22 protein-coding genes are annotated in these 18637 nt (G+C 62.1%); 8 read left to right on the forward strand and 14 right to left on the reverse strand.

Features of this window, described 5'->3' with window-relative positions; translation table 11 throughout:
* Positions 1-82 precede the first annotated feature (82 nt).
* The 6 genes from DWV00_RS12195 to DWV00_RS12220 all read right to left on the reverse strand — a co-directional run bounded on the left by DWV00_RS12195 (position 83) and on the right by DWV00_RS12220 (position 7776).
* Positions 83-1402: an MFS transporter gene (locus DWV00_RS12195; RefSeq protein ID WP_245964839.1), complete on the reverse strand. Its 1320-nt coding sequence runs from the start codon at positions 1400-1402 to the stop codon at positions 83-85.
* A 3-nt stretch (positions 1403-1405) separates the two neighbouring features.
* Entirely contained in the window at positions 1406-3370 is a 1965-nt protein-coding gene (locus tag DWV00_RS12200; RefSeq protein WP_115533811.1) for a beta-galactosidase, read from the reverse strand.
* A gap of 76 nt (positions 3371-3446) precedes the next feature.
* Complete coding sequence (locus DWV00_RS12205; RefSeq protein WP_115533812.1) at positions 3447-4298, reverse strand: carbohydrate ABC transporter permease; 852 nt, start codon at positions 4296-4298, stop codon at positions 3447-3449.
* A gap of 10 nt (positions 4299-4308) precedes the next feature.
* Positions 4309-5163, reverse strand: a complete 855-nt coding sequence (locus DWV00_RS12210; RefSeq protein ID WP_425452758.1) for a carbohydrate ABC transporter permease — start codon at positions 5161-5163, stop codon at positions 4309-4311.
* Positions 5164-5287: 124 nt separating this feature from the next.
* Complete coding sequence (locus tag DWV00_RS12215) at positions 5288-6529, reverse strand: ABC transporter substrate-binding protein (RefSeq protein ID WP_115533814.1); 1242 nt, start codon at positions 6527-6529, stop codon at positions 5288-5290.
* Between the two features lie 71 nt (positions 6530-6600).
* On the reverse strand, positions 6601-7776 hold the full coding sequence (locus DWV00_RS12220) for an ABC transporter ATP-binding protein (protein ID WP_115533910.1): 1176 nt from the start codon (positions 7774-7776) through the stop codon (positions 6601-6603).
* Between the two features lie 255 nt (positions 7777-8031).
* Between DWV00_RS12220 and DWV00_RS12225 the strand changes: the two genes are divergently transcribed.
* The 6 genes from DWV00_RS12225 to DWV00_RS12250 all read left to right on the forward strand — a co-directional run bounded on the left by DWV00_RS12225 (position 8032) and on the right by DWV00_RS12250 (position 13091).
* Positions 8032-9054 carry a LacI family DNA-binding transcriptional regulator gene (locus tag DWV00_RS12225; RefSeq protein WP_115533815.1) on the forward strand — a complete coding sequence of 341 codons (1023 nt, stop codon included), beginning with the start codon at positions 8032-8034 and terminating at the stop codon, positions 9052-9054.
* A 314-nt stretch (positions 9055-9368) separates the two neighbouring features.
* Positions 9369-10340 (forward strand): protoglobin domain-containing protein, encoded by a 972-nt coding sequence (locus tag DWV00_RS34345; protein WP_220274683.1) that lies wholly within the window; start codon positions 9369-9371, stop codon positions 10338-10340.
* Positions 10341-10344: 4 nt separating this feature from the next.
* Positions 10345-10719, forward strand: a complete 375-nt coding sequence (locus DWV00_RS12235; RefSeq protein ID WP_115533817.1) for an STAS domain-containing protein — start codon at positions 10345-10347, stop codon at positions 10717-10719.
* A complete protein-coding gene (locus tag DWV00_RS12240; RefSeq protein WP_115533818.1) occupies positions 10709-11110 on the forward strand; it encodes an anti-sigma regulatory factor in 402 nt (133 codons plus the stop codon). The genes DWV00_RS12235 and DWV00_RS12240 overlap by 11 nt, the downstream gene beginning before the upstream one ends.
* Positions 11107-11733, forward strand: coding sequence for a SpoIIE family protein phosphatase (locus tag DWV00_RS12245; RefSeq protein ID WP_115533819.1), 627 nt, complete (start codon positions 11107-11109; stop codon positions 11731-11733). The genes DWV00_RS12240 and DWV00_RS12245 overlap by 4 nt, the downstream gene beginning before the upstream one ends.
* Positions 11730-13091 (forward strand): PAS domain-containing protein, encoded by a 1362-nt coding sequence (locus DWV00_RS12250; protein WP_115533820.1) that lies wholly within the window; start codon positions 11730-11732, stop codon positions 13089-13091. Before DWV00_RS12245 ends, DWV00_RS12250 begins: the two co-directional genes overlap by 4 nt.
* A 36-nt stretch (positions 13092-13127) precedes the next feature.
* On the opposite strand, the gene DWV00_RS12255 is transcribed toward DWV00_RS12250, so the two are convergent.
* Positions 13128-13538, reverse strand: a complete 411-nt coding sequence (locus DWV00_RS12255) for an anti-sigma regulatory factor (RefSeq protein WP_220274684.1) — start codon at positions 13536-13538, stop codon at positions 13128-13130.
* Here DWV00_RS12255 and DWV00_RS35075 point away from each other — a divergent pair.
* Complete coding sequence (locus DWV00_RS35075) at positions 13503-13619, forward strand: GLUG motif-containing protein (protein ID WP_220274685.1); 117 nt, start codon at positions 13503-13505, stop codon at positions 13617-13619. The genes DWV00_RS12255 and DWV00_RS35075 overlap by 36 nt on opposite strands.
* Positions 13620-13729: 110 nt before the next feature.
* Here the strand turns inward: DWV00_RS35075 and DWV00_RS12265 are convergent, their stop codons facing one another.
* The gene (locus tag DWV00_RS12265) at positions 13730-14104 is read right to left on the reverse strand and encodes a DUF7079 family protein (protein ID WP_147297883.1); all 375 of its coding nucleotides are present in this window, start codon (positions 14102-14104) and stop codon (positions 13730-13732) included.
* A gap of 5 nt (positions 14105-14109) precedes the next feature.
* A complete protein-coding gene (locus tag DWV00_RS12270; protein WP_115533823.1) occupies positions 14110-14721 on the reverse strand; it encodes a hypothetical protein in 612 nt (203 codons plus the stop codon).
* Between the two features lie 418 nt (positions 14722-15139).
* Here DWV00_RS12270 and DWV00_RS34965 point away from each other — a divergent pair, with 418 nt between their 5' ends.
* Positions 15140-15511 (forward strand): helix-turn-helix domain-containing protein, encoded by a 372-nt coding sequence (locus DWV00_RS34965; RefSeq protein WP_342766975.1) that lies wholly within the window; start codon positions 15140-15142, stop codon positions 15509-15511.
* Here DWV00_RS34965 and DWV00_RS12285 read toward each other — a convergent pair.
* From DWV00_RS12285 to DWV00_RS12305, 5 genes are all read right to left on the reverse strand, one after another.
* Entirely contained in the window at positions 15501-16484 is a 984-nt protein-coding gene (locus tag DWV00_RS12285) for a DnaJ C-terminal domain-containing protein (RefSeq protein WP_115533824.1), read from the reverse strand. The two genes, DWV00_RS34965 and DWV00_RS12285, sit on opposite strands and share 11 nt — an antisense overlap.
* A 94-nt stretch (positions 16485-16578) precedes the next feature.
* Entirely contained in the window at positions 16579-16923 is a 345-nt protein-coding gene (locus tag DWV00_RS12290; RefSeq protein ID WP_115533825.1) for a DUF4087 domain-containing protein, read from the reverse strand.
* A 195-nt stretch (positions 16924-17118) separates the two neighbouring features.
* Positions 17119-17568, reverse strand: coding sequence for a GNAT family N-acetyltransferase (locus DWV00_RS12295; RefSeq protein ID WP_245964840.1), 450 nt, complete (start codon positions 17566-17568; stop codon positions 17119-17121).
* Between the two features lie 252 nt (positions 17569-17820).
* Complete coding sequence (locus tag DWV00_RS12300) at positions 17821-18234, reverse strand: (R)-mandelonitrile lyase (protein ID WP_115533827.1); 414 nt, start codon at positions 18232-18234, stop codon at positions 17821-17823.
* 10 nt (positions 18235-18244) lie between these two features.
* A complete protein-coding gene (locus DWV00_RS12305; protein ID WP_115533828.1) occupies positions 18245-18571 on the reverse strand; it encodes a carboxymuconolactone decarboxylase family protein in 327 nt (108 codons plus the stop codon).
* Positions 18572-18637: the final 66 nt, after the last annotated feature.

The raw sequence follows: 18637 nt of genomic DNA on the forward strand, positions 1-18637 counted from the left end.
TTAAGCGATTAAATTTATCACGAGCCGTCCATCGCCGAGTCAGGTGCCATTCCTCGACGGATTCCGCCAACGTTAAGCGGATCTATGCGCGCCGCACCGCGGCGCGCAGTCCTCTTCGTTGCATCCGCATCGTGTCGAACGAAAGCAACGCGAATGCGCAAGCGGCAAGCGCGGCACAGAGCAAGAACGCCACGCGGTACCCGAATGCGCCCACGATCACGCCCGACAAGACACCGGAGAGAATCGACCCCATACGCCAAGCGTTGAAGAAGAGCGCAGTTGCGGCGCCGGTCTCCCCAGGCATAAGATCCTGGATGTAAGTCATGCCAAGGCACGACGTAATCGCAATGACCGTGGCCGGAAGCACTTGAAGCGGAACGACGGCCCACGGCTGCTCGATCATCGCCAGCGCGACGAAATACACCACGTGCACCGCCGCCGACGCGGTCAGCCAATTCTGCTTACGCAACCGCGACGACTTCGCCCCGAGCCAAAGCATCATCGGTATTTCGAGCAACGCACCGGCGCCGAGCGCTGCCGATACGGTCAAGCGGGTGCCGTGCAACGCGTGGACGAGATAGAGCGGCAGCAGGATCATCGTCGCGTTGGCCGCGAGCCCGATCAACGTCAGCGCGAGCAAGATGCGCGGGATTGCACGCCTTTCTTGCGGCGTCGCGCCCGTATTCGATGCGCCGTTGTGGGCCGCCGTCATCGACATCGGGTCGACCACCGAAGCGGAAGCGGACACGGAATCGGCACCGCCTTTCGTCGACGTTTCGCAGTCACCCCCGGCCAAGGTCGAATGGCGGCTACCCTTTTTCGCATCCGAGATCAGCAGCGCAATCACCGCGCTGGCGGCAAAGCTCACGGCCGCAAATGCAAACAGCCCCTTGAACCCCGCTTGAGCCAAGACCAACGCCCCCACGGCGGGACCGAACACCCAAGCCGCGGACAGCAGCGTGCGCAGCGTCGCCGACGCGAATTCGGCCTGCGCGGTGTCTTCGGCGGGCAACGCCGCGCGGCCGAACGTAAATATCTGCGACAACGATGCGCCGCCCGGGCCCAGCAACGCCACGCCGACCAGCAAGAGTTCGACGTAGCCCCGCACAAAGCTCAAGCTCGCGTAGCCCAGCACGGCCACAACGAGCGAAGCGACGAGAAACGCCCTGGGACGCCCCGTCCGATCCGACCAGCGCCCCACGGCCGCACTCGCGAACACGCCGCTCGCCGAGATGACCGTCATGAAGACGCCGAGCCGCCACGGCGACATCGACGCTTCCTCGACCCCGAACAACGACAGGTACGGCATCGTGAACGACAGCGCGACGCCCAACATCAGTGTCGTCACCGCAAGCGGCACGAAATGCGGCGTTCTCAGGAGGCCGACGAAGCGCGGATTCACCGTTCAGCCTTCCTCGATCCACGCGGCGACGTCGATGGGCCCCACCACCGAACCGCCCAGCACGAATCGCGCGCCGGCCGGCGCCGGCACGCTCTGCGAACGATCGCCGTAGTTGATGGCGAATCGCAACGCGCCGCGCCGGCTCAGCCGAAGGCCTTCGGGCAACGGCGCGCAGTCGATACCGGCATCGCGAACGCACTTCGCAATCGCGGCCCGCAACAGCGCACGATCGAAGCAAGCCGTCATGTACGTCACACGCCCCCGCTGCAGCAGCGCCGGCAGGCCGTCGTCGAATCGGGCCGTCACCTCGGTCTCGACACCCGGCTGCACGTGTTCGCGCCAGCGCAGTGCGGCACCTTCGACCTCGCCGATCCGCAGCGTGGGCCGGATGGACGGGCGCAGCGATTCGACTTCGACGACACGAGCCGGCAGCACTGTCTTGAGCTTGCCCGGCGGCAACTGCGGCACGATCGCAAGCGTTTCCGACTTCGAACCGGTGCGCGGGCCGAACACCCAATGATTCGCACCGCGCTCGATCTGCTCGATCAGGCTATCCGGCAAGATCGGCAGGGTCGGCGCCAAAACGAGACGATAGGCACTGACATCGCCTCGCGAGCTAACGATGTCGACCTCGAGCCCAAGCTCACGCAAACTGCTGTACCACTCGAATACGACGTGCTGATAGTCGAAATCCGCGCCATGCCGCTGCGTTTCGATGACCCAATCCGCCTCGTAGTCGAACAACAGCGCGACTGACGCGGGCTCGCTTCTCACAGCACTCGCGGACGCCCCGAGTGCCCGCAACTCTCGGCCCACCAGCACGACTTCGCCGCCGCCCGGCGAGAGTTCGTCGTCGGGCGTATTGAGGCCCGAATGCATTTGCTCCTGGGCATAGGGGCATTGGCGCCAACGGAAAAACGAAACGAGTTCGGCGCCGTGCGCAAACGCCTCCCACGTCCAGAGCCGAACCATGCCCGGCAGCGGCACAGGATTCCACGGCGCCCAATTCACCGGCCCCGCTTGCTGTTCCATCACCCACATGCGCCCGTTTCCGACTCCGCGATAGAGATCGTGGCTAAACGCCGACACGTCGGGATGCCCGGTGCGGGCCCAGCGATGCTTTTCCGCTTCCGGCAGCGGCAGCACTTCGGTGCGCGGCACGGGATAGCTGTCCCAAGCCGCCACGTCGAGACCATGCCGAGCGAACGCGTAATGATCGAACGCCGCGTAAAAGCCCATGAAGTTGTGCAGCACGTCGCGCTCCGGCGAGTGCCGTCGAATCGAATCGGCCTGCAACGCATGGAAGCTCGCGACCTCGTCGGATTGAAAGCGCCGATAGTCGAGGACATGCGACGGATTGGCGTCGGTCGGCGTTCGATACGGCAGTTCGATCTCGTCGAAACTGCGGTACTCCATGCTCCAAAATACATTGCCCCACGCCGCATTGAGCACGCCGATCGTTTCATAACGCCGGGCAAGCCACCGCCGGAAGCGAAGCAGCGCGGCCTGCGTGTAGCTCGGCAACGTGTTGTGACAGCCGAATTCGTTGTCGGTCTGCCATGCCACGACCGCCGGATGCGTCCCGTATCGTCGTGTCATCTCGTCGACGATGCGCACACAGTGCTCTCTATAGACCGGGCTCGAAATATCGTAGTGACGGCGGGAGCCGAACTGCATCACACTGCCGTCTCTCGCGACGGGGAGGATGTCGGGGTGCGCGTCGACGAGCCATTTCGGCGGGGAGGCCGTCGGCGTACCGAGGACGACTTCGAGCTCGTGACGGCCCAACGTCGAGATTGCACGGTCGAGCCAAGCCCAATCGTAGCGGCCCGGCTCGGGCTCGATGCGCGACCAGGCGAATTCGGCAATGCGCACGCGCTTGATGCCCATTTCAGCCATGCGCCGGGCATCGCTCTCCCACTGGCTTTCGGGCCAATGCTCCGGGTAATAACAAACGCCAAGCTGCATTGAAGATTGTCTCGATTCAGTAAATGACATTGCGCGATTCAAGGTTGTAGGTTTGCGTATGCGCTCGGGTTCGAGGTCAGCCCTTCGTTGCCCCGAACGTCAGCCCGGCGACGAAATGCTTTTGCATGGCGAAGAACATCGCCACGGACGGCAGCGCCGCCAACACCGAGCCGGCGGCAACGAGATTCCAAGCCGTCGTCCACTGCCCTCTCAGTGCCGCCACGCCAACCGTGATCGGTGCCGCATCGTCGCCTTGCGTGAGACACAATGCCCAGAAGTAGTCGTTCCAAACGAACGTGAAGACGAGAATGGCCAGCGCGGCCAATGCAGGCCTGACGAGCGGCAGCACCACGCGCAGGTAGATTTTCCATTCGCTCGCGCCTTCGATACGCGCCGCCTCGATAAGCTCATAAGGCAGCTCGCGGATGAAGTTACGCAGGAACAGCGTGCAGAAGCCGGTTTGAAACGCCGCATGAAACACGACCAGCGCCCAGACAGTGTTATAGAGATTCAGACTCGCCATCAGTTCGCGCACGGGAATCATCAGAATCTGAATCGGCACGAAGTTGCCGGCGACGAATAAGCCGAGCAGCACCGCGTTGCCGCGAAACCGGTAGTTCGCCAGCGCATGTCCTGCCATCGACGCGAGAAAAATCGAAATCGCCACCGCCGGCAACGTGATCAGGCAACTGTTCCAAAAATAATGGAGCATCGGCGTTTGCGTGAGCGCCGTGCCGTAGTTCTCGATGAGCGCGAAGTGCTTGGGCCATCCCCAATAATCTCCCGCCGCAAGCTCGTCGCTCGAGCGCACCGACGTGACGAGCACGGCCAGCAGCGGCACGAGCCAAAGAAAAAGCGCGATCGGCAAAGACAGGCGGTAGAGGGCTCTCGGCACGGGCCGCCACCGCTGAACGGGCATCGGATACATTTCGCACTCCTTATGATTCGCTGCGCACGAGGCGGCGCAGTTGCCAGGCGATGTAGACGAGCATGATCGCGAACAGCACCACGGCGATCGCAGCCGAATACCCCTCGCGGTAGTACTTGATCGCTTGGTCGTACATGAAATAGGCGAGCACGGTCGAGCTGTCGAACGGGCCGCCTCCGCTCATCACCGAAATGAGATCGAAGCTGCGAAGCGCGCCGATGACGGTCAGCACGACGGCCATGAAGGTGGCCGGGCGCAGTTGCGGGAGGATCACGTGCCAGAGCAGCTTCGTGCCGCGCGCGCCTTCCATGCGCGCCGCCTCGATGATCTCGGGGTTGATGCCCGTGAGCCCGGTCAAGTACAGGATCATGCAAAACGGAATTTGCGGCCACAGCGCAGCGAAGATGATCCCGTACGTTACATAGTGAGGATCGCCGAGTACCGGAATGCCATGGCCGACGATGAGTTTCAGCAAGCCGAACGTCGGATCGTAAAACCACGAGAAAACGAGCCCCACGACAACACCGGGCAGTACGAACGGCGCAAAAAATAACGACTTCACGAGCCGAATGCCGAACACGTTCTGATTCAGATACAACGCGAGCGCGAGGCCGGCCGGCGGCGCGAGCAAGAACAGCACGAGCCAGATCAGGTTGTTCTTCAGCGCGACGTAAAAAGTATCGGAAGCGAACAATTCACGATAGTTGGCTAGACCGGCAAACGTCTTTGCCGTCATTCCGTCCCAATGATGGAAGCTGAGCCAAATGCTGCTGACGATCGGATAAATGACGAAGACAGAGAACAGCGCAAGGCCCGGCAGCAGAAACAGCAACGCGGCCCGCGTGCGCCGTTGACCGAGCGGCATCGGCCTCTTTGCCGCCGGCCGCGAGGCACGCCGCAACGATCGCTGGGTAACGGAAATCGACATGGATTGGCACTCCGGCATAGTTCGGCGGGGAGCGGCCAAGCCCCCCGCCCATCAGACGCGCTTACTTCTTGTAGATGCGTTTACGCGTGGCTTCGAGGTGTTGCAGGATCGAATCGAGCTGCGTCGGATCGGAGTAGAACTGCTGCATCGCCTTCATGCCCTCGTCGGCCATTTCCTTGGTCATGTCGCGGTCGTAGAACTGCGCGATCCCGCCGGTCGTGCTCGAAAGCGTATGGAAGCCGACCTTCGAGATCGGGTCTTGCGGCTCGGCCGCCTTATTGTTCGAAGGCAGCGTGCCCCAGCCCTTCGCCAATTCGCCGTTGATCTCCGGCGTGCCCATGAAGGCGAGCAAGCGCCGCGCGTCGGCCTTGTTCTTGGCCTTGGCCGGCATGATCAACACGTTGACGGGGCCGTCCTCGGCAACCGGGATCGAAGCGTCGATGATCGGGAAGCGGAAGTAGCCCATTTCGTTGCGCGTGGCCGACGGCAGCCCCGCCGAAAAGAACGTGCCCATCAACATCATCGCGGCCTGCCCGTTCACGAGCAGCGGGCTGATCGAATCGACGTCGTAGGACAGTGCGTTGTCGACGAAGTATTTATCGTCGATCAGCGTCTTCCACGCTTCGTACACGCGCTTCACGCGCGGATCCGTATAGGCGATGTCACCGGCCATCAACTGCTGATGAAATTGATAGCCGTTGATGCGCAAGTCGAAATAGTCGAACCATGCCGCCAACGTCCACGCATCGCGTGCGGGAACCGCGATCGGCGCGATGCCGGCCGCTTTCAGCTTCTTGCAGTCGTCGAGAAATTGCGTCCAGCTCGTCGGCTCCGACGCGATCCCCACCTTCTGAAACAGATCCTTACGATAGAAGAAGCCATAGGCGTCGGTGCCGAGCGGCAAACTGTATTGCTTGCCCGCATAGGTGGACGACGTTTTCACCGAAGCAAACGTCTGATTCCAGCCGTTCTTTTGCCAATCGCTAGTCAAATCCGCGAGCAAGCCGCGCTTCGCGAAATACGCCATGCGCTCGCCGTTGTGCCAGCTCAGGATGTCAGGTGGATCGGTCGCGAGCCAGCCTGACATCTGCACCTTGTAGGCCTCTTCCCCGACGTAGCTGATTTTTAGGTCGACGTCCGGATTGGCTTTCTTGAATTCGTCGAATGCGTTTTGCCACGTGGCGCGCTGATTGCCGCGCGCGGATACCGTGATGTTCAGCGTTCCGGCCAGCGCCGGCGACGCCGCGGCAAATGTCGCACAAGTCATGCAAGTCAGCGCGAGCATGCGAACGGGTAGTTTCATCTCTGTCTCCTTTCGTTGGTCTTGGTTGTCGGCATGCCGACTGTCTACTGCGTGGGTTGTCGATCGACCGCTTACGCCGCCACGAATATTTCCGCTTCTCGATCTCGATCGAATGCAACGGCGTTGCCTCGCTCGTCGAACAAGTGCCACGCATCGTCGGATAAACGGAATGCCTGTCGATCGCCTGGGCGCAGCGGCGAAGTGCCCTGTGCCTTGGCCAAAAGCGGCGCGCCGCCCGGCTGTTCAAGGTGAACGTAGGCGGCTTCGCCCAGTTGCTCGACGAGCTGCACCGTCCGCACGATCGAGGATGCGGCTTTCCCTGGGTCACCTTCGGCAGTGGCCGAAAGATGCTCGGGGCGAATCCCGAGCGTGACGTGCTCGCCGATCGCCGGAAGACGTTGTTTCAACGAGCGTCCGGGCAGGACGAGTTGCTCGCCGCTGTCGGTCAATCGCAATCCGATCGAGCCGTCACGGATCGATTCGATCGTCGCCGGCAGAAAATTCATCCGCGGCGAGCCGATGAACCCGGCGACGAACAAACTCGCGGGCCGATGGTAAAGATCGAGCGGAGCACCGACCTGTGCAATGCTGCCCATGCTTGCGACGTCGTCGCCTGAACGCAGCAGCACGATCTTGTCGGCCAACGTCATCGCCTCGACTTGGTCGTGCGTCACGTAGACCGAACTGGCTTCACGGAAGCGGCTGTGCAGCCGAGCGATCTCGATGCGGGTTTGTCCGCGCAACGCCGCATCGAGGTTCGAGAGCGGCTCGTCGAACAGAAACACTTTCGGTTCGCGCACAATCGCGCGCCCGATCGCGACACGCTGACGCTGTCCGCCCGATAGCTGTCGCGGCTTGCGCTCGAGCAGCGCATCGAGTTGCAGCACGCGCGCCGCCTCGGTCACGCGACGGCGTATTTCGTCCTTCGGCACGCCCGCGATGCGCAATCCGAAGCCCATGTTCTCGAATACCGACATGTGCGGAAACAGCGCGTAGCTCTGAAACACCATTGCGACACCGCGCTCCGCCGGCGGCGTTTCGTTCATTCGCTGGCCGCCTATATCGAGTTCGCCCGTGGTCAAATCCTCGAGGCCGGCGATCATGCGCAGCAAGGTCGACTTGCCGCAACCCGATGGCCCGAGGAAAACACAGAACTCGTGCTCGGCGATGTCGAGGTTCACGTCCCGCAGGACGGGCGCGTGCTGACCGTATTGCTTCGAAACATGACGTAGCGAAATGGCCACCATCATGCCCTCCCTTGCACATGGATCGTGCGATGCATCTCGGAATTTAAGCGCTTAAATTTCTGTCGCCAAAACAGGGGATATGCTCGTACCATGTCGTCTCCGGTCTTATGCAATGTCGTGATGGGATGAAACTTAGCGCGCCCGATCGGGGTTGTGCAACTTCTGGGAAGCCATCCCAGCATTTGAACAATATCAACATCAGTTCTATGCGCTTGCCGCGTCGGCGCGCTTTGGAAGTCGGAGGGGAAATCGTTTGTGGTGACACTTGCCGAAGTCGCGCGCCGCGCGAATGTCACGGGCGCGACCGTATCGAACGTGCTGCGCAATCCGCAGAAGGTGAAGCCGGAAACCGTCGAACGGGTGATGGCGGCCATTCGCGAACTCGGCTATCGGCCGAACTTGACGGCGCGCGCGCTCGCGCGGGGGCGCACGTCGACGCTTGCACTGCTGCTCTCGAACATCGCGAACCCGTTCTATCCCGAGTTCGTGCTCGCGGCCGAGCGCGAAGCGCGCAAGCGCGGGTATTTCCTGCTCGTCTGCAATACCGACGACGATCCCGCCATCACGCGCGCTTACCTCGAACAAATTGCCGGTTCGCTGGCATCGGGTGTCATCGTGATGAATACCGACCTCGGCGAAGGCGAATTGGCGGGCATCGCGAGCAAGGGCGTCGCAGTCGTGCTGTGCATGTGGGAACACGTGCAGGCGTCGCGCGCCCTGCCCTGCGTGACGACCGACTTCGCGGCAGCGGGTGCGCTCGCGGCGGCGCATCTGTCGGGCCTCGGCCACCGCAAGTTCGGCGTGATTTTCGGTGGCGGTTCGGGTGGACCGCAAACGATCCGCCTCGACGGCTTCGCCGCGGCGCTCGCCGCCCACGGCCATTCGGAGAAATCGCTCTTCATCGTCCGAGCACACGATTCGATCGAAAGCGGATATGAGGCCGCGGCGGGCCTGCTGCGGGCCAAGCCTGCAATGACGTCGATCTTCGCGACGAACGACTTGATGGCAATTGGCGCCATGCAAGCGGCCGCCGACCTGGGCAAGCGTGTGCCCGACGATTTGTCGGTGATGGGTTTGACCGATATCGCTCTTGCCCATCAATTCCGCCCGGCATTGACAACGGTGCGGCTTCCGACCGCGGACATCGCCGCGCGCTCGGTCGCGCTCGCGCTGGAGATGGTGGAAGGCGGCACGCCGGCGCAAGATGTCTATGTCGTGCGCGCGCCGGAGCTCGTCGTGCGCGAATCGACGGCACCCGCGCCTTCACGGCAGCGCTGAACTCGCATGCAGCCCGCGCACGACGTTTCGATTGCCCGCATGGCTTTGCCAGTTCGCCGAGCGCGTCTTATACTTTAGACAAATGCCGTTCTATTATCGGTCTTCAATAGGCTCGATGCGCTAGAACATAGTCAGATGCCACAGTCATTGCCGCAATAAGACGAGACGAACTTGCGATGCACACGGTGCCGCCGCGATGCGGTGCCGCGGTGACCTGCCGACACGCTGACCAGCGCCGGACTGCCGTGTCGTATTCCCGAATCCGATGTCCGGTGTCGGGTCCAGTCGACCGGACAGCAACCGAGGAGGCGCGCATGGCAGAGCAGTTTGAGCAACGCGAATCGCTGGCGTTGATGCATCAGATGGGACTCAACGGCGGGGCAATCGAGCGCCGTAAGCAAATTGTCGGCCTAACGCCGGCCGACTTGACGCGAATCGCGACGATCAGAGACGTGGTGCTGCATCGGATCGACGATTACGCGAATGCCTTCTTCGATCATCTGGCAAGCCTGGACGAAGCGCGCGCGCTCGTCGAAAATCGTGCGCTTGCCGAAAAGGCGCGACACCTCAAGATCGAACACCTGCGCGGCCTAGTCTCGGGCGACTACGGCACGCACTACGTCGAGCAGCGCATCGAGCTGGGCTTGCTCTATGCCGCCGCGGGACTCGACATGCGCATCTTCCTAGGCGCGTTCCTCAATCTGCTCAAGCACATCGGCACGCAGGTCATGCGGCACGCCGATCGTTCGCCGACCGATGCCTTCGACGCATTCATGTCGTTGAAGAAGGTCGCGTTCTTCGATCTCGGGCTGATCGTCGAAGTGCTCGTCTTCGAGCGCGAGCGCGTCATTCGGCAACAGCAGGAATCGATCAGGGAACTGTCGACACCCGTGCTGCAATTGCGCGACCGTCTGCTTCTGTTGCCGATCATCGGCGTCATCGATACCTACCGCGCGCGCCTCATCACCGAAAGCCTGCTGGAAGCGATACGAGCGAATCGGGCAAGAATGGTCGTGATGGACATCACGGGCGTCGCGACGATCGACTCCCGCGTCGCCAACCACATCCTGCAGACGGTCACCGCCGCACGCCTGATGGGCGCGAAGGTCATCGTGACCGGGATTACGGCGCCGGTTGCGCAGTCGCTCGTTTCGCTCGGCATCGAACTCGGCGGCCTCGATACCGTGAGCGATCTGCAAGGCGGCATCGAACTGGCCGAGCGCAATCTCGGCTATCGCGTCGTGCAAGGCGAGCCGAACGAAGCTCGCATCAACGGAGTGAATTGAGACCGTGGCCGTTCCCATCCTCAAGCTAAGCGATGTGCTCATCGCATCGATCCAATCGGCCCTCTCGGATCAAGACCTCGTACAACTACGCGAGGACTTCGCCGACAAGGTTGGACGATACAGGACCAAGGGCGTCGTCATCGACGTCACGGCGCTCGACGTGCTCGATTCCTTCGCCACGCGGACGCTGCGCGGCATCGCCTATGTCGCCAAGCTGCGAGGGGCAACGACCGTCGTCGTCGGCATTCAGCCCGAAGTGGCCTTCGCCATGGTGCAGCTCGGTCTGACGCTCGACGGCGTGGCGACCGCGCTCGATCTCGAAGAAGGCATGGATTACCTGCGCAATACCGTAAGCGGGAGCCTTGGCCATGCCGGCTGAAATTCGCGTGCCCATCGAGCGCGAGACCGACGTCGTCCTCGCTCGCCAAAAGGGGCGCGAATTGGCGGCCGAGACAGGGTTTTCGAACACGGACCGCACGATCATCGCACTGGCGATCTCCGAGATCGCGCGCAACATCATCAGCTATGCCCACCGCGGGGTGGTCATCATGTGCCAAGTCAACGACGGGATACGTGTAGGTATCCTAATCGTTGCCGAAGACGAAGGGCCGGGCATTCCCGACATCGAACTCGCCATGCGCGACGGCTATTCCACGGCCAAGAGCCTCGGCGTGGGCCTGCCGGGCACGAAGCGGATCATGGACGAGTTCGAGCTCACGTCCATCGTGGGCAAAGGCACCACGATCCGCATGAAGAGGTGGTTGCGATGACAGCCCCCGCCGCGCCGCCGCCTCGAACCTCCGTGATCGAGTGGGGCTGGGCCGGACGTGCACTCGAGCAATATTCGGGCGACATGCATGCCGTCGTCGAACAGGACGACGGCGCGCTCGTTGCGCTGCTCGACGGCCTCGGGCACGGCTTCGAGGCAGCCGCGGCGGCGTCCGCGGCGATGCCGGTCATCGAAGCGCACGCGAATGCATCGATCGTCGCGCTCGTGCAGCAATGCCATGAAGCCATGCGTAGAACGCGCGGCGCCGTGATGAGCGTGGCATGGTTCGACGCGCGCGACGCGTCGATGACATGGACCGGCGTCGGCAACGTCGACAGTGTGCTGATCCGCGCGGACCGGAACGCGTCGTCGCGGAACGCGGCGATTTCGACCCGCGGCGGCGTAGTCGGTTATCGATTGCCATCGCTGCGCGCCGAGCGGCATCCCTTGTCGCGAGGCGACCTGCTCGTGATGGCCACCGACGGCATTCGAAGCACGTTTACTTCAGGAATCATCACGCAATTCAGCGTTCAGGAGATCGCCGAATCGATTCTGCTCAGGTATGGGAAAGGCACGGACGATGCGCACGTCGTGGTCGCCCGCTATCTCGGAGCCCCACCATGACCATGCGGCTCGGCGCGCTGCGCGCGGACTACCTTTCCGGTCTTCGCACCTACCTCGAAGACGAAAGCGAGGCGGGGCTCGCCCACGCGTACGAGTTGGGCCGGCGCGCGATGATCGACGGGCTCGGCTTGCTCGATATGGCGGCCTTGCAACGCGCCGCGCTCGATACGCTCGTGCTGCCGGCCACATCCAACGACCGGCCGCGCTTCATGGAAGCGTCGACGGCGTTCTTCAACGAAGTGCTCGCGCCGTTCGAACTGTCGATCGAAGGCTACCGCGCCGCGCTGAGCGCAAGCGAAGAACGATTCCAGCTTGCCGTCAGCGGCGCGATGGCGGGCCTCTGGGATTGGAACCCGCAGACCGACGAGATTTATTTTTCACCGCATTTCAAGCGCATCATGGGCTACGAGGACAACGAACTGCCCAACGAGCGTCATGCGCACTTCGACGCGATAGACACGCGAGACTTCGAGCGGGTGACAGCGTTGTTGAAGTCTCACCTCGAGCATCGCCAGACCTACGACGTCCAGTATCGGGTGCGCACGAAGTCGGGCGATTTGCGTTGGGTGCATTCTCGTGGCCAAGCGCAGTGGAACGAAGCCGGCGTGCCCTATCGGATGGTCGGCTGGATCTTGGACATCAACGATCGCAAGTTCGACGAAGAAGCGCTTCGCACTTCACGCGAAGAGATGCGGCGTTTGTCGGCGCATATCCTGCGCGTCAGAGAAGAAGAAAAGGCGCGTATCGCCCGCGAGCTCCATGACGATCTAGGTCAGCAACTGACGGCGCTCAAGATGGCAACGTCGATGTTGGAGCACGGCGGACGCGCCGATCGGCCGTGGCCGCCCCAAGGCGCCCTGAACGGCATGTACACGATGATCGACGATCTCGTCGAATCGATACGGCATATCGCAGCCGACCTGCATCCGGTCATGCTCGACGATTTGGGGCTTATTCCGGCAATCGATCATCTGATCGACGAGTTTTCCGGACGCTATCGCATCCGCGTCATTCGCCATATCGATCCCGATGCGATCGCGTTCAATCGCGAGTGCCGAATCGGTATGTTTCGGATGGTGCAGGAAGCGTTGACGAACGTTGCGCGGCATTCGGGCGCGACCGAAGTCGTATTGGACATCGTGCGCGCCGATCCGCATTGCATCGTGCGCATCGTCGACAACGGCCGCGGCGCGCCGACCGACAAACCCAAGGGACGGCATTCGTTCGGGCTGCTGGGCATGCGCGAGCGGGCCGCGCTGCTGGGCGGAGAGATCCGCATCAGTACCGAACCCGGTGCGGGATTCGCACTGACCGCCATCTTGCCGCTCGCTTCAATCGAGGCAAAAGACACAAGTTGAATCGCACCGGAATGTCACCGGATTCTCACCCGAAACTTACCTCGCGAGTGACGCGTCGTCGTCCAACGCGGCTTCGTCCCATTGCGTCAGCGTGATCGTCACGCCGGCGCCGGCGGCCGACTCGATCTCGAACTCGTCGACGAGCCGTTTAGCGCCTGAAAGCCCTAGACCGAGACTGCCTTTGGTCGAGTAGCCGTCTTGCATCGCGAGTTCGATGTCGGGGATGCCGGGGCCGTTGTCGCTCGCGAAGGCGACGATACCCTGACGCTGTCCTTCGGTGATCAGGACAAACGATACTTTCCCTCTTCCCGCATGCACGACGATGTTACGTGCGATCTCAGTCACGGCCGTCGCCAGCGCCACGGCTCTCGGCTCCTTGAAGCCACATTGCTTGGCTAACTCGTGGACGATGTGACGCGCCCAGTCGACGTCCGATGGAGCGTTCACGAATACCTGGGTGCCTTTGCCGCCCACGCGGCCGGCGGTCATGTTACGAACTCGACGAGCAGCGGGAATAGCGTACCGTGAAACGCCATGGCGACCCCGGTTGTGGTGGTATTTGCTTTGCGCGTATTGCGCCGTCCGGCAAGCGAAACTGCTTGGGGGCCGCGAGCGAAGTCTGCTCGCTCCATCACCCTTTACGAAAGCAGTAACTTGATTCGCTGCCAGCGCTCGCTCGCCAATTCCGGCAACGTTTTGGACATCACTAACTGTGCCAACAGGCGCGACCAACCCTTTTTCTCGTGGCCGAGATGAGCCTGAACATCCTTCACGACCGTGTCACGCGCCCACCCTTCCATTTCCGGTATGCCGAGCGACGAAAGGTTGCCGCGAAAAACGGGAGCGACTTCCTGGCGCAGTACCTTTTCGAGTTCGTCAAGCGAATATCTGGACCGACGCAGCGTTTCGACGATTGCCGCGTAATCATAGTCCTGCAGTTCCCTGCCGACAAACAATTCCGAAAGTGCTTCCCAGACGGGTGCGCGGCGCTCGATGTTCAGCGATTCCGTCACGGCAGTCACCTAACCACAGGAGAATATAGGGAGTCAAAACCAGCATCGGCACCATAAGCCGCAAGCACGCCGCCAACGAAAACGAGCGCCCCTACGCAAACCGGCGCAGTCGCCACGCACACGCCCGTCGCAACCGCGGCACTTCCAGCCGCCCACCCACCAACGACACCCGCACCGACGAGAATGCTTTGCCGTGCGAGTTCCCGCGGTCTATTGTCGAATTCAACGACTTCGTAGACAGCAACCGCGAGCGACACCAATAACAGCCGCCGGCCACCTCGCTCCAACTGTTCCGCCAGTCGCATGACTGCATCGTCGGGCCACCCCGCTGCTTGAATGATCTCTTTGAACGCGCCGACCTGACGTTGCTCCGATAGTTCGGAGAAAGTGCTGTGATATAGCCGCTGCGCGTATTTCTCCGATAGGTCCGCAACGCTGCGGCCCTCACGCTTCAATCGCGTTGCGTACGCGCGTGCGGTTGGGCTGCTTCGTCGACGCGCCAATTCCATGATTTGATTTCGCATCGCTACAGCCCGTTCCGTCGCTTCGCGAACCGAGATGCTTCCCGCATCGATGGCTGCACGGAGCTCTTTTGACGATGCAGAGATAACGGGCATATTGAAGCCTCGTTCGCGCGTCGTGTATGCACACAGCGCCGAATTGCGACGCTGTTGCCTGGAGGCCCGCGAGCGCCTCCTCAAGAACTCCATTGTCCGTGGAAACGGACGAGGCAGTCTGTGTGTCGGTCATTGCCATTTTTCTATTCCGTTGGCACGATCGGCGCGCACTCTCTCAATGCGACTAGCCGATCAATTGTTGTTCGACCATTATAGCCGTGACGCAGAACCTCACGCCCCTTGTCGTTGGGGTGCATACCCATTGCCCGCCGATTGGAGGTCATTGAACATCGCTTTATTAGCAGCGAGCCATAAGTCGATAGTGCCGCGCTCAACCGGGCGACCTAAGACCCCGAACGAAGAACGTCAAAATCTCATCGCGTGCAGCGAGCGTAGGTTGTCCTGCTTCATCGATCAGATGCGCAGTCACGACGCTGTGCGGACACCCGATGTAGCGCGAAAAAAACGACGGCACGTCAAGATTGGCGGCATTATCGGGAAGAATACGACCGACGAAACTCGGGCCGAGCGCTTCGGCATACGTTGCAAACCGCCGTGCCGAACAAAACCTGCACGGCGGGTACGTCATGCAACGGGTGGAAGCACGCTCGCGTTGATTCAAAGCGTGCGTCTACGCCGCGCCAAAGCATTATTGGCGTCGAGCCGGATGACTGTCGAGCAAGTCGCGGCAGAAGTTGGCTATCAGGATGCGACAGCGCCGCGGCGGCTGATGCGTAAGGTAGCCGGGGGCAACCCCAGCCAATTCAGGCCGGCACGCGTCAGCGGTTGACGTTCGCCCGGCGCTGCGCCGCGGCAAACATTTCGCGCAACCGATGGCGCTCTTCTTCGGTCAGGTGCGCGGCCGCCGCGGGCATGACGAGCGCCACGTGCAGCATCAAGTCGCCCCGCGCGCCGTTGTGGCCCGAAAGGCCGCTCCCGCGCAAGCGAATTACGGTGCCGGGGCCGGAGTTCGGCTCGATGACGATCGGCAACGTCTGGTCCAGCACCTTAGCCTCATGGCTGCCACCGAGCATCGCCGTCACGAAATCGACCTCGATGTCGCAAGCGACGTTCAACCCATCGCGACGAAAGGCCGAACTACACACGATCACGACCGAAAAAATCGCGTCGCCCGCCGGGCCGCCGTTGGCGCCCGGATTGCCGGCGCCGTCGACTACCACGCGCTGACCATCCCACGCACCGGGCGCGACGCTGACCTTCTCATGTCGGTTATAGGCCACGAAGCCCTTGCCGAAGCACGTGGTACAGCGCCCCCGCGCGTGGCCGTGACACTGGCTGCAAGAGGCTCTCACCCCGTAGCTCACTTCGACCTCGCCGCCATGGATCGCGGCTTCCAGCGGCACGAAAAGCTCGGTCATGCAGTTGGCGCCACGCATTGGAGGACCGCTGCGATGACTGCGCGGCGGCGGCTCGGGGGGCTCGGGGCGCTCGCTTTCAGAATTTGCCGCCGACCCCCAAGCCCACTCCCACGTGGGCCCGCGGGCGGGCCCACGCTTAGGCTCAGGGGTCGGAGCCGGCGCCGGCTCTGGCGCCGGTTTAGTCGATATCGGCGCCTGGCGCTCGCCGATCAGAATTTCGAATGCTTCCTGGATCCGCTTGAACGCCGGCTCGACGCTCGCCTCGCGCCCCTTGTTCCGATCCGGATGGTACTTCGCCCTGAGCCGCCGATACGCGCGTTTGACGTCCGCCGGCGACGCAGTGGCCGGCAGTTCCAGCCGCCGGTAGTATTCGTCGAGGCTCAAGCGCTCTCCCCGTTGTCCTTTTCCAGGCGAGAGTTTATCAAGAAGGCATGACAGCGCCGCATGGCAGGCAATCGGCCGACGCCGATCGATTCGGCTACTGCTTCAAGCTCTTGTCGCGCTGGCAAGCCGACACCGGCTTGAGCTTGCCGCCGAGCACTTTGGTGACGAGCATCGAGGCCTTGTCGGTTTCGACGGACAGGCAACCGCAGGAGTCGCCCTTGTTGGTATCCGGCATGTGATCGGCGAAGCCGTCGGCGTCCCTGCCTATGGACGCGATCGTCCACGTTCCGTCCCGGTCCTGCAGCGTCAGGCTGGACGGCATGTCGTTCTCGATCCACCCGCAACGCGTCTGCGCGGCGAAAGCGGATTGCGGCAGATACAGCGCAGCCGATACAAGCGCGACGTAAGCCGCGAACTGTTGAAAACGAAAGCTTTTCATTACCTGAAATCCCCGACCGGTCGAATGACTCGATTTTTCATCGGCGGATCATAAATTAAATCTGCGCGGCCGGAAACAGGCGTATAACCCGGGCCGGATCATCGCGATGACCGATCCCGGATTTCCAATGCAATGAGAGAAGGCGGGCTAGAAAAAGCGACAGAAGATAAGCCGGCGGCCGAGACAGTGCGAACGCTATGCGGCAATGCGCAACATGTCTGCACCCGGCACGATCGCTCTATGCGTCCATGCCGCGAACGTGCGTGCAACAACGGTGGCCTTGCTGAAAATCGCGCTGTCGTACACCTTCCCGGCGAAACGAATGCGATCGACGAGGCGGAAGCCGTTGGCGCGGTAGAAAGAAACCCGATGAGTAGCCGGGTACGGCGTATCGAACGCGAGCTCGTCATAGCCGTGGGTCGCGGCCCAGTGCTCGGCAAACGCGAGCAGCGCTTTGCCTACGCCGCAGCGATGCCAATCCGGATCGACCGCCAACTGGCGGATCGTCGCGACCTTGCGGCGACGGTGTAGATGTCGAGATCGGGGCCCAGCATTTGGTGCATCAAACGGCGTACTGCGGCCAGCTCGCTGCTGGCGACGCGTAAAGTCTGACCGGGCGCTTTCCGCGGCGGCGTTCAGGTTCAATGATCTCATCGTGATCTACGTCCTCCGTCGATCCAGGCCGAATCCGCGGACGCTGTTTGTTGAACATGATCTATTGCATCAGCAGGGAGGGCTTTGAGAGCGACTTGAGCCAGTGCCATTGGGGAGCGTTTGTGCCGTTGCGGCCAGTTTCGTTAGAACCAAGCATAGTCGCATCGCTGTAAACACTGCGCAAAAATTGTCGCGCCGCACGAAAAGATTCCGTGTCGGCGCCCCGCCCCACCGCCGCTGGGTTCAAACGTTCGACGGCGGGCCAGCCAAATATTGCTCGTCAGTGACCGCATCGAGCCATTCGACGTTCTTGCCGTCTAGCGCTTCCTGGATAGCGATGTGCGTCATCGAAGTGGTGGGCGAAGCGCCGTGCCAGTGCTTATGGCCCGGCGGACACCCAATCACGTCGCCGGCGCGAATCTCCACGATCGGCTCGCCCTCGCATTGGGTCCAGCCGCAGCCGGCCGTCACGAGCAACGTCTGCCCCAGCGGATGGGTGTGCCAGTTCGAGCGGGCGCCGGGCTCGAATGTCACGCTCGCGCATGACACGCGCGCGGGCGGCGGCGGCGCGTTCAACGGATCGATCCGAACGGTGCCCGTAAACCATTCGGCGGGGCCTTTGATCGACGGCTGCGAGCCGGGTCTCTTCAATTGCATGATGCTTCTCTCAGTAGGTAGGAGCCGGGAATAGCCCTTTGAATTTCGTGACGGCCGACATCGCACTGGGCCAGCCGACATAGAACGCGAGGTGGGTGATCGCTTCGACGAGTTCGTCGTGCGTCACGCCGTTTTCGACGGCACGCGGGAAGTGGAAGGTCATCTGTTCCGTCTTACCTTGCGCGATCAACGCCGCGCAGGTGATGAGGCTTCGGTCGCGCTTCGACAGTTGCGGGCGCTCCCAGACATCGCCGAAAAGAATTTCGTCGCTGAGTTCGGCCAACTTGGGCGCTACCGCGCCGAACGACTGCCGTGCCGCGGTGGGTTTAGTCGACATACGCTTCTCCTGGTTTCGCGGGTGGAGTGGCAACTCAAAACATTTTGCACACTGCCGTCGGCCGGA

Source organism: Trinickia dinghuensis, from assembly GCF_003367175.1.
GTDB classification, from domain to species: Bacteria; Pseudomonadota; Gammaproteobacteria; order Burkholderiales; family Burkholderiaceae; genus Trinickia; species Trinickia dinghuensis.

Coding starts and splice junctions, on each gene's coding strand:
- DWV00_RS12200 (WP_115533811.1), bottom strand. CDS start 3,370: ATGCAGCTTGGCGTTTGTTATTACCCGGAGCATTGGCCCGAAAGCCAG.
- DWV00_RS12205 (WP_115533812.1), bottom strand. CDS start 4,298: ATGTATCCGATGCCCGTTCAGCGGTGGCGGCCCGTGCCGAGAGCCCTC.
- DWV00_RS12210 (WP_425452758.1), bottom strand. CDS start 5,163: ATGCCGCTCGGTCAACGGCGCACGCGGGCCGCGTTGCTGTTTCTGCTG.
- DWV00_RS12215 (WP_115533814.1), bottom strand. CDS start 6,529: ATGAAACTACCCGTTCGCATGCTCGCGCTGACTTGCATGACTTGTGCG.
- DWV00_RS12220 (WP_115533910.1), bottom strand. CDS start 7,776: ATGGTGGCCATTTCGCTACGTCATGTTTCGAAGCAATACGGTCAGCAC.
- DWV00_RS34345 (WP_220274683.1), top strand. CDS start 9,369: ATGGCAGAGCAGTTTGAGCAACGCGAATCGCTGGCGTTGATGCATCAG.
- DWV00_RS12240 (WP_115533818.1), top strand. CDS start 10,709: ATGCCGGCTGAAATTCGCGTGCCCATCGAGCGCGAGACCGACGTCGTC.
- DWV00_RS12245 (WP_115533819.1), top strand. CDS start 11,107: ATGACAGCCCCCGCCGCGCCGCCGCCTCGAACCTCCGTGATCGAGTGG.
- DWV00_RS12250 (WP_115533820.1), top strand. CDS start 11,730: ATGACCATGCGGCTCGGCGCGCTGCGCGCGGACTACCTTTCCGGTCTT.
- DWV00_RS12270 (WP_115533823.1), bottom strand. CDS start 14,721: ATGCCCGTTATCTCTGCATCGTCAAAAGAGCTCCGTGCAGCCATCGAT.
- DWV00_RS34965 (WP_342766975.1), top strand. CDS start 15,140: ATGCGCAGTCACGACGCTGTGCGGACACCCGATGTAGCGCGAAAAAAA.
- DWV00_RS12290 (WP_115533825.1), bottom strand. CDS start 16,923: ATGAAAAGCTTTCGTTTTCAACAGTTCGCGGCTTACGTCGCGCTTGTA.
- DWV00_RS12300 (WP_115533827.1), bottom strand. CDS start 18,234: ATGCAATTGAAGAGACCCGGCTCGCAGCCGTCGATCAAAGGCCCCGCC.
- DWV00_RS12305 (WP_115533828.1), bottom strand. CDS start 18,571: ATGTCGACTAAACCCACCGCGGCACGGCAGTCGTTCGGCGCGGTAGCG.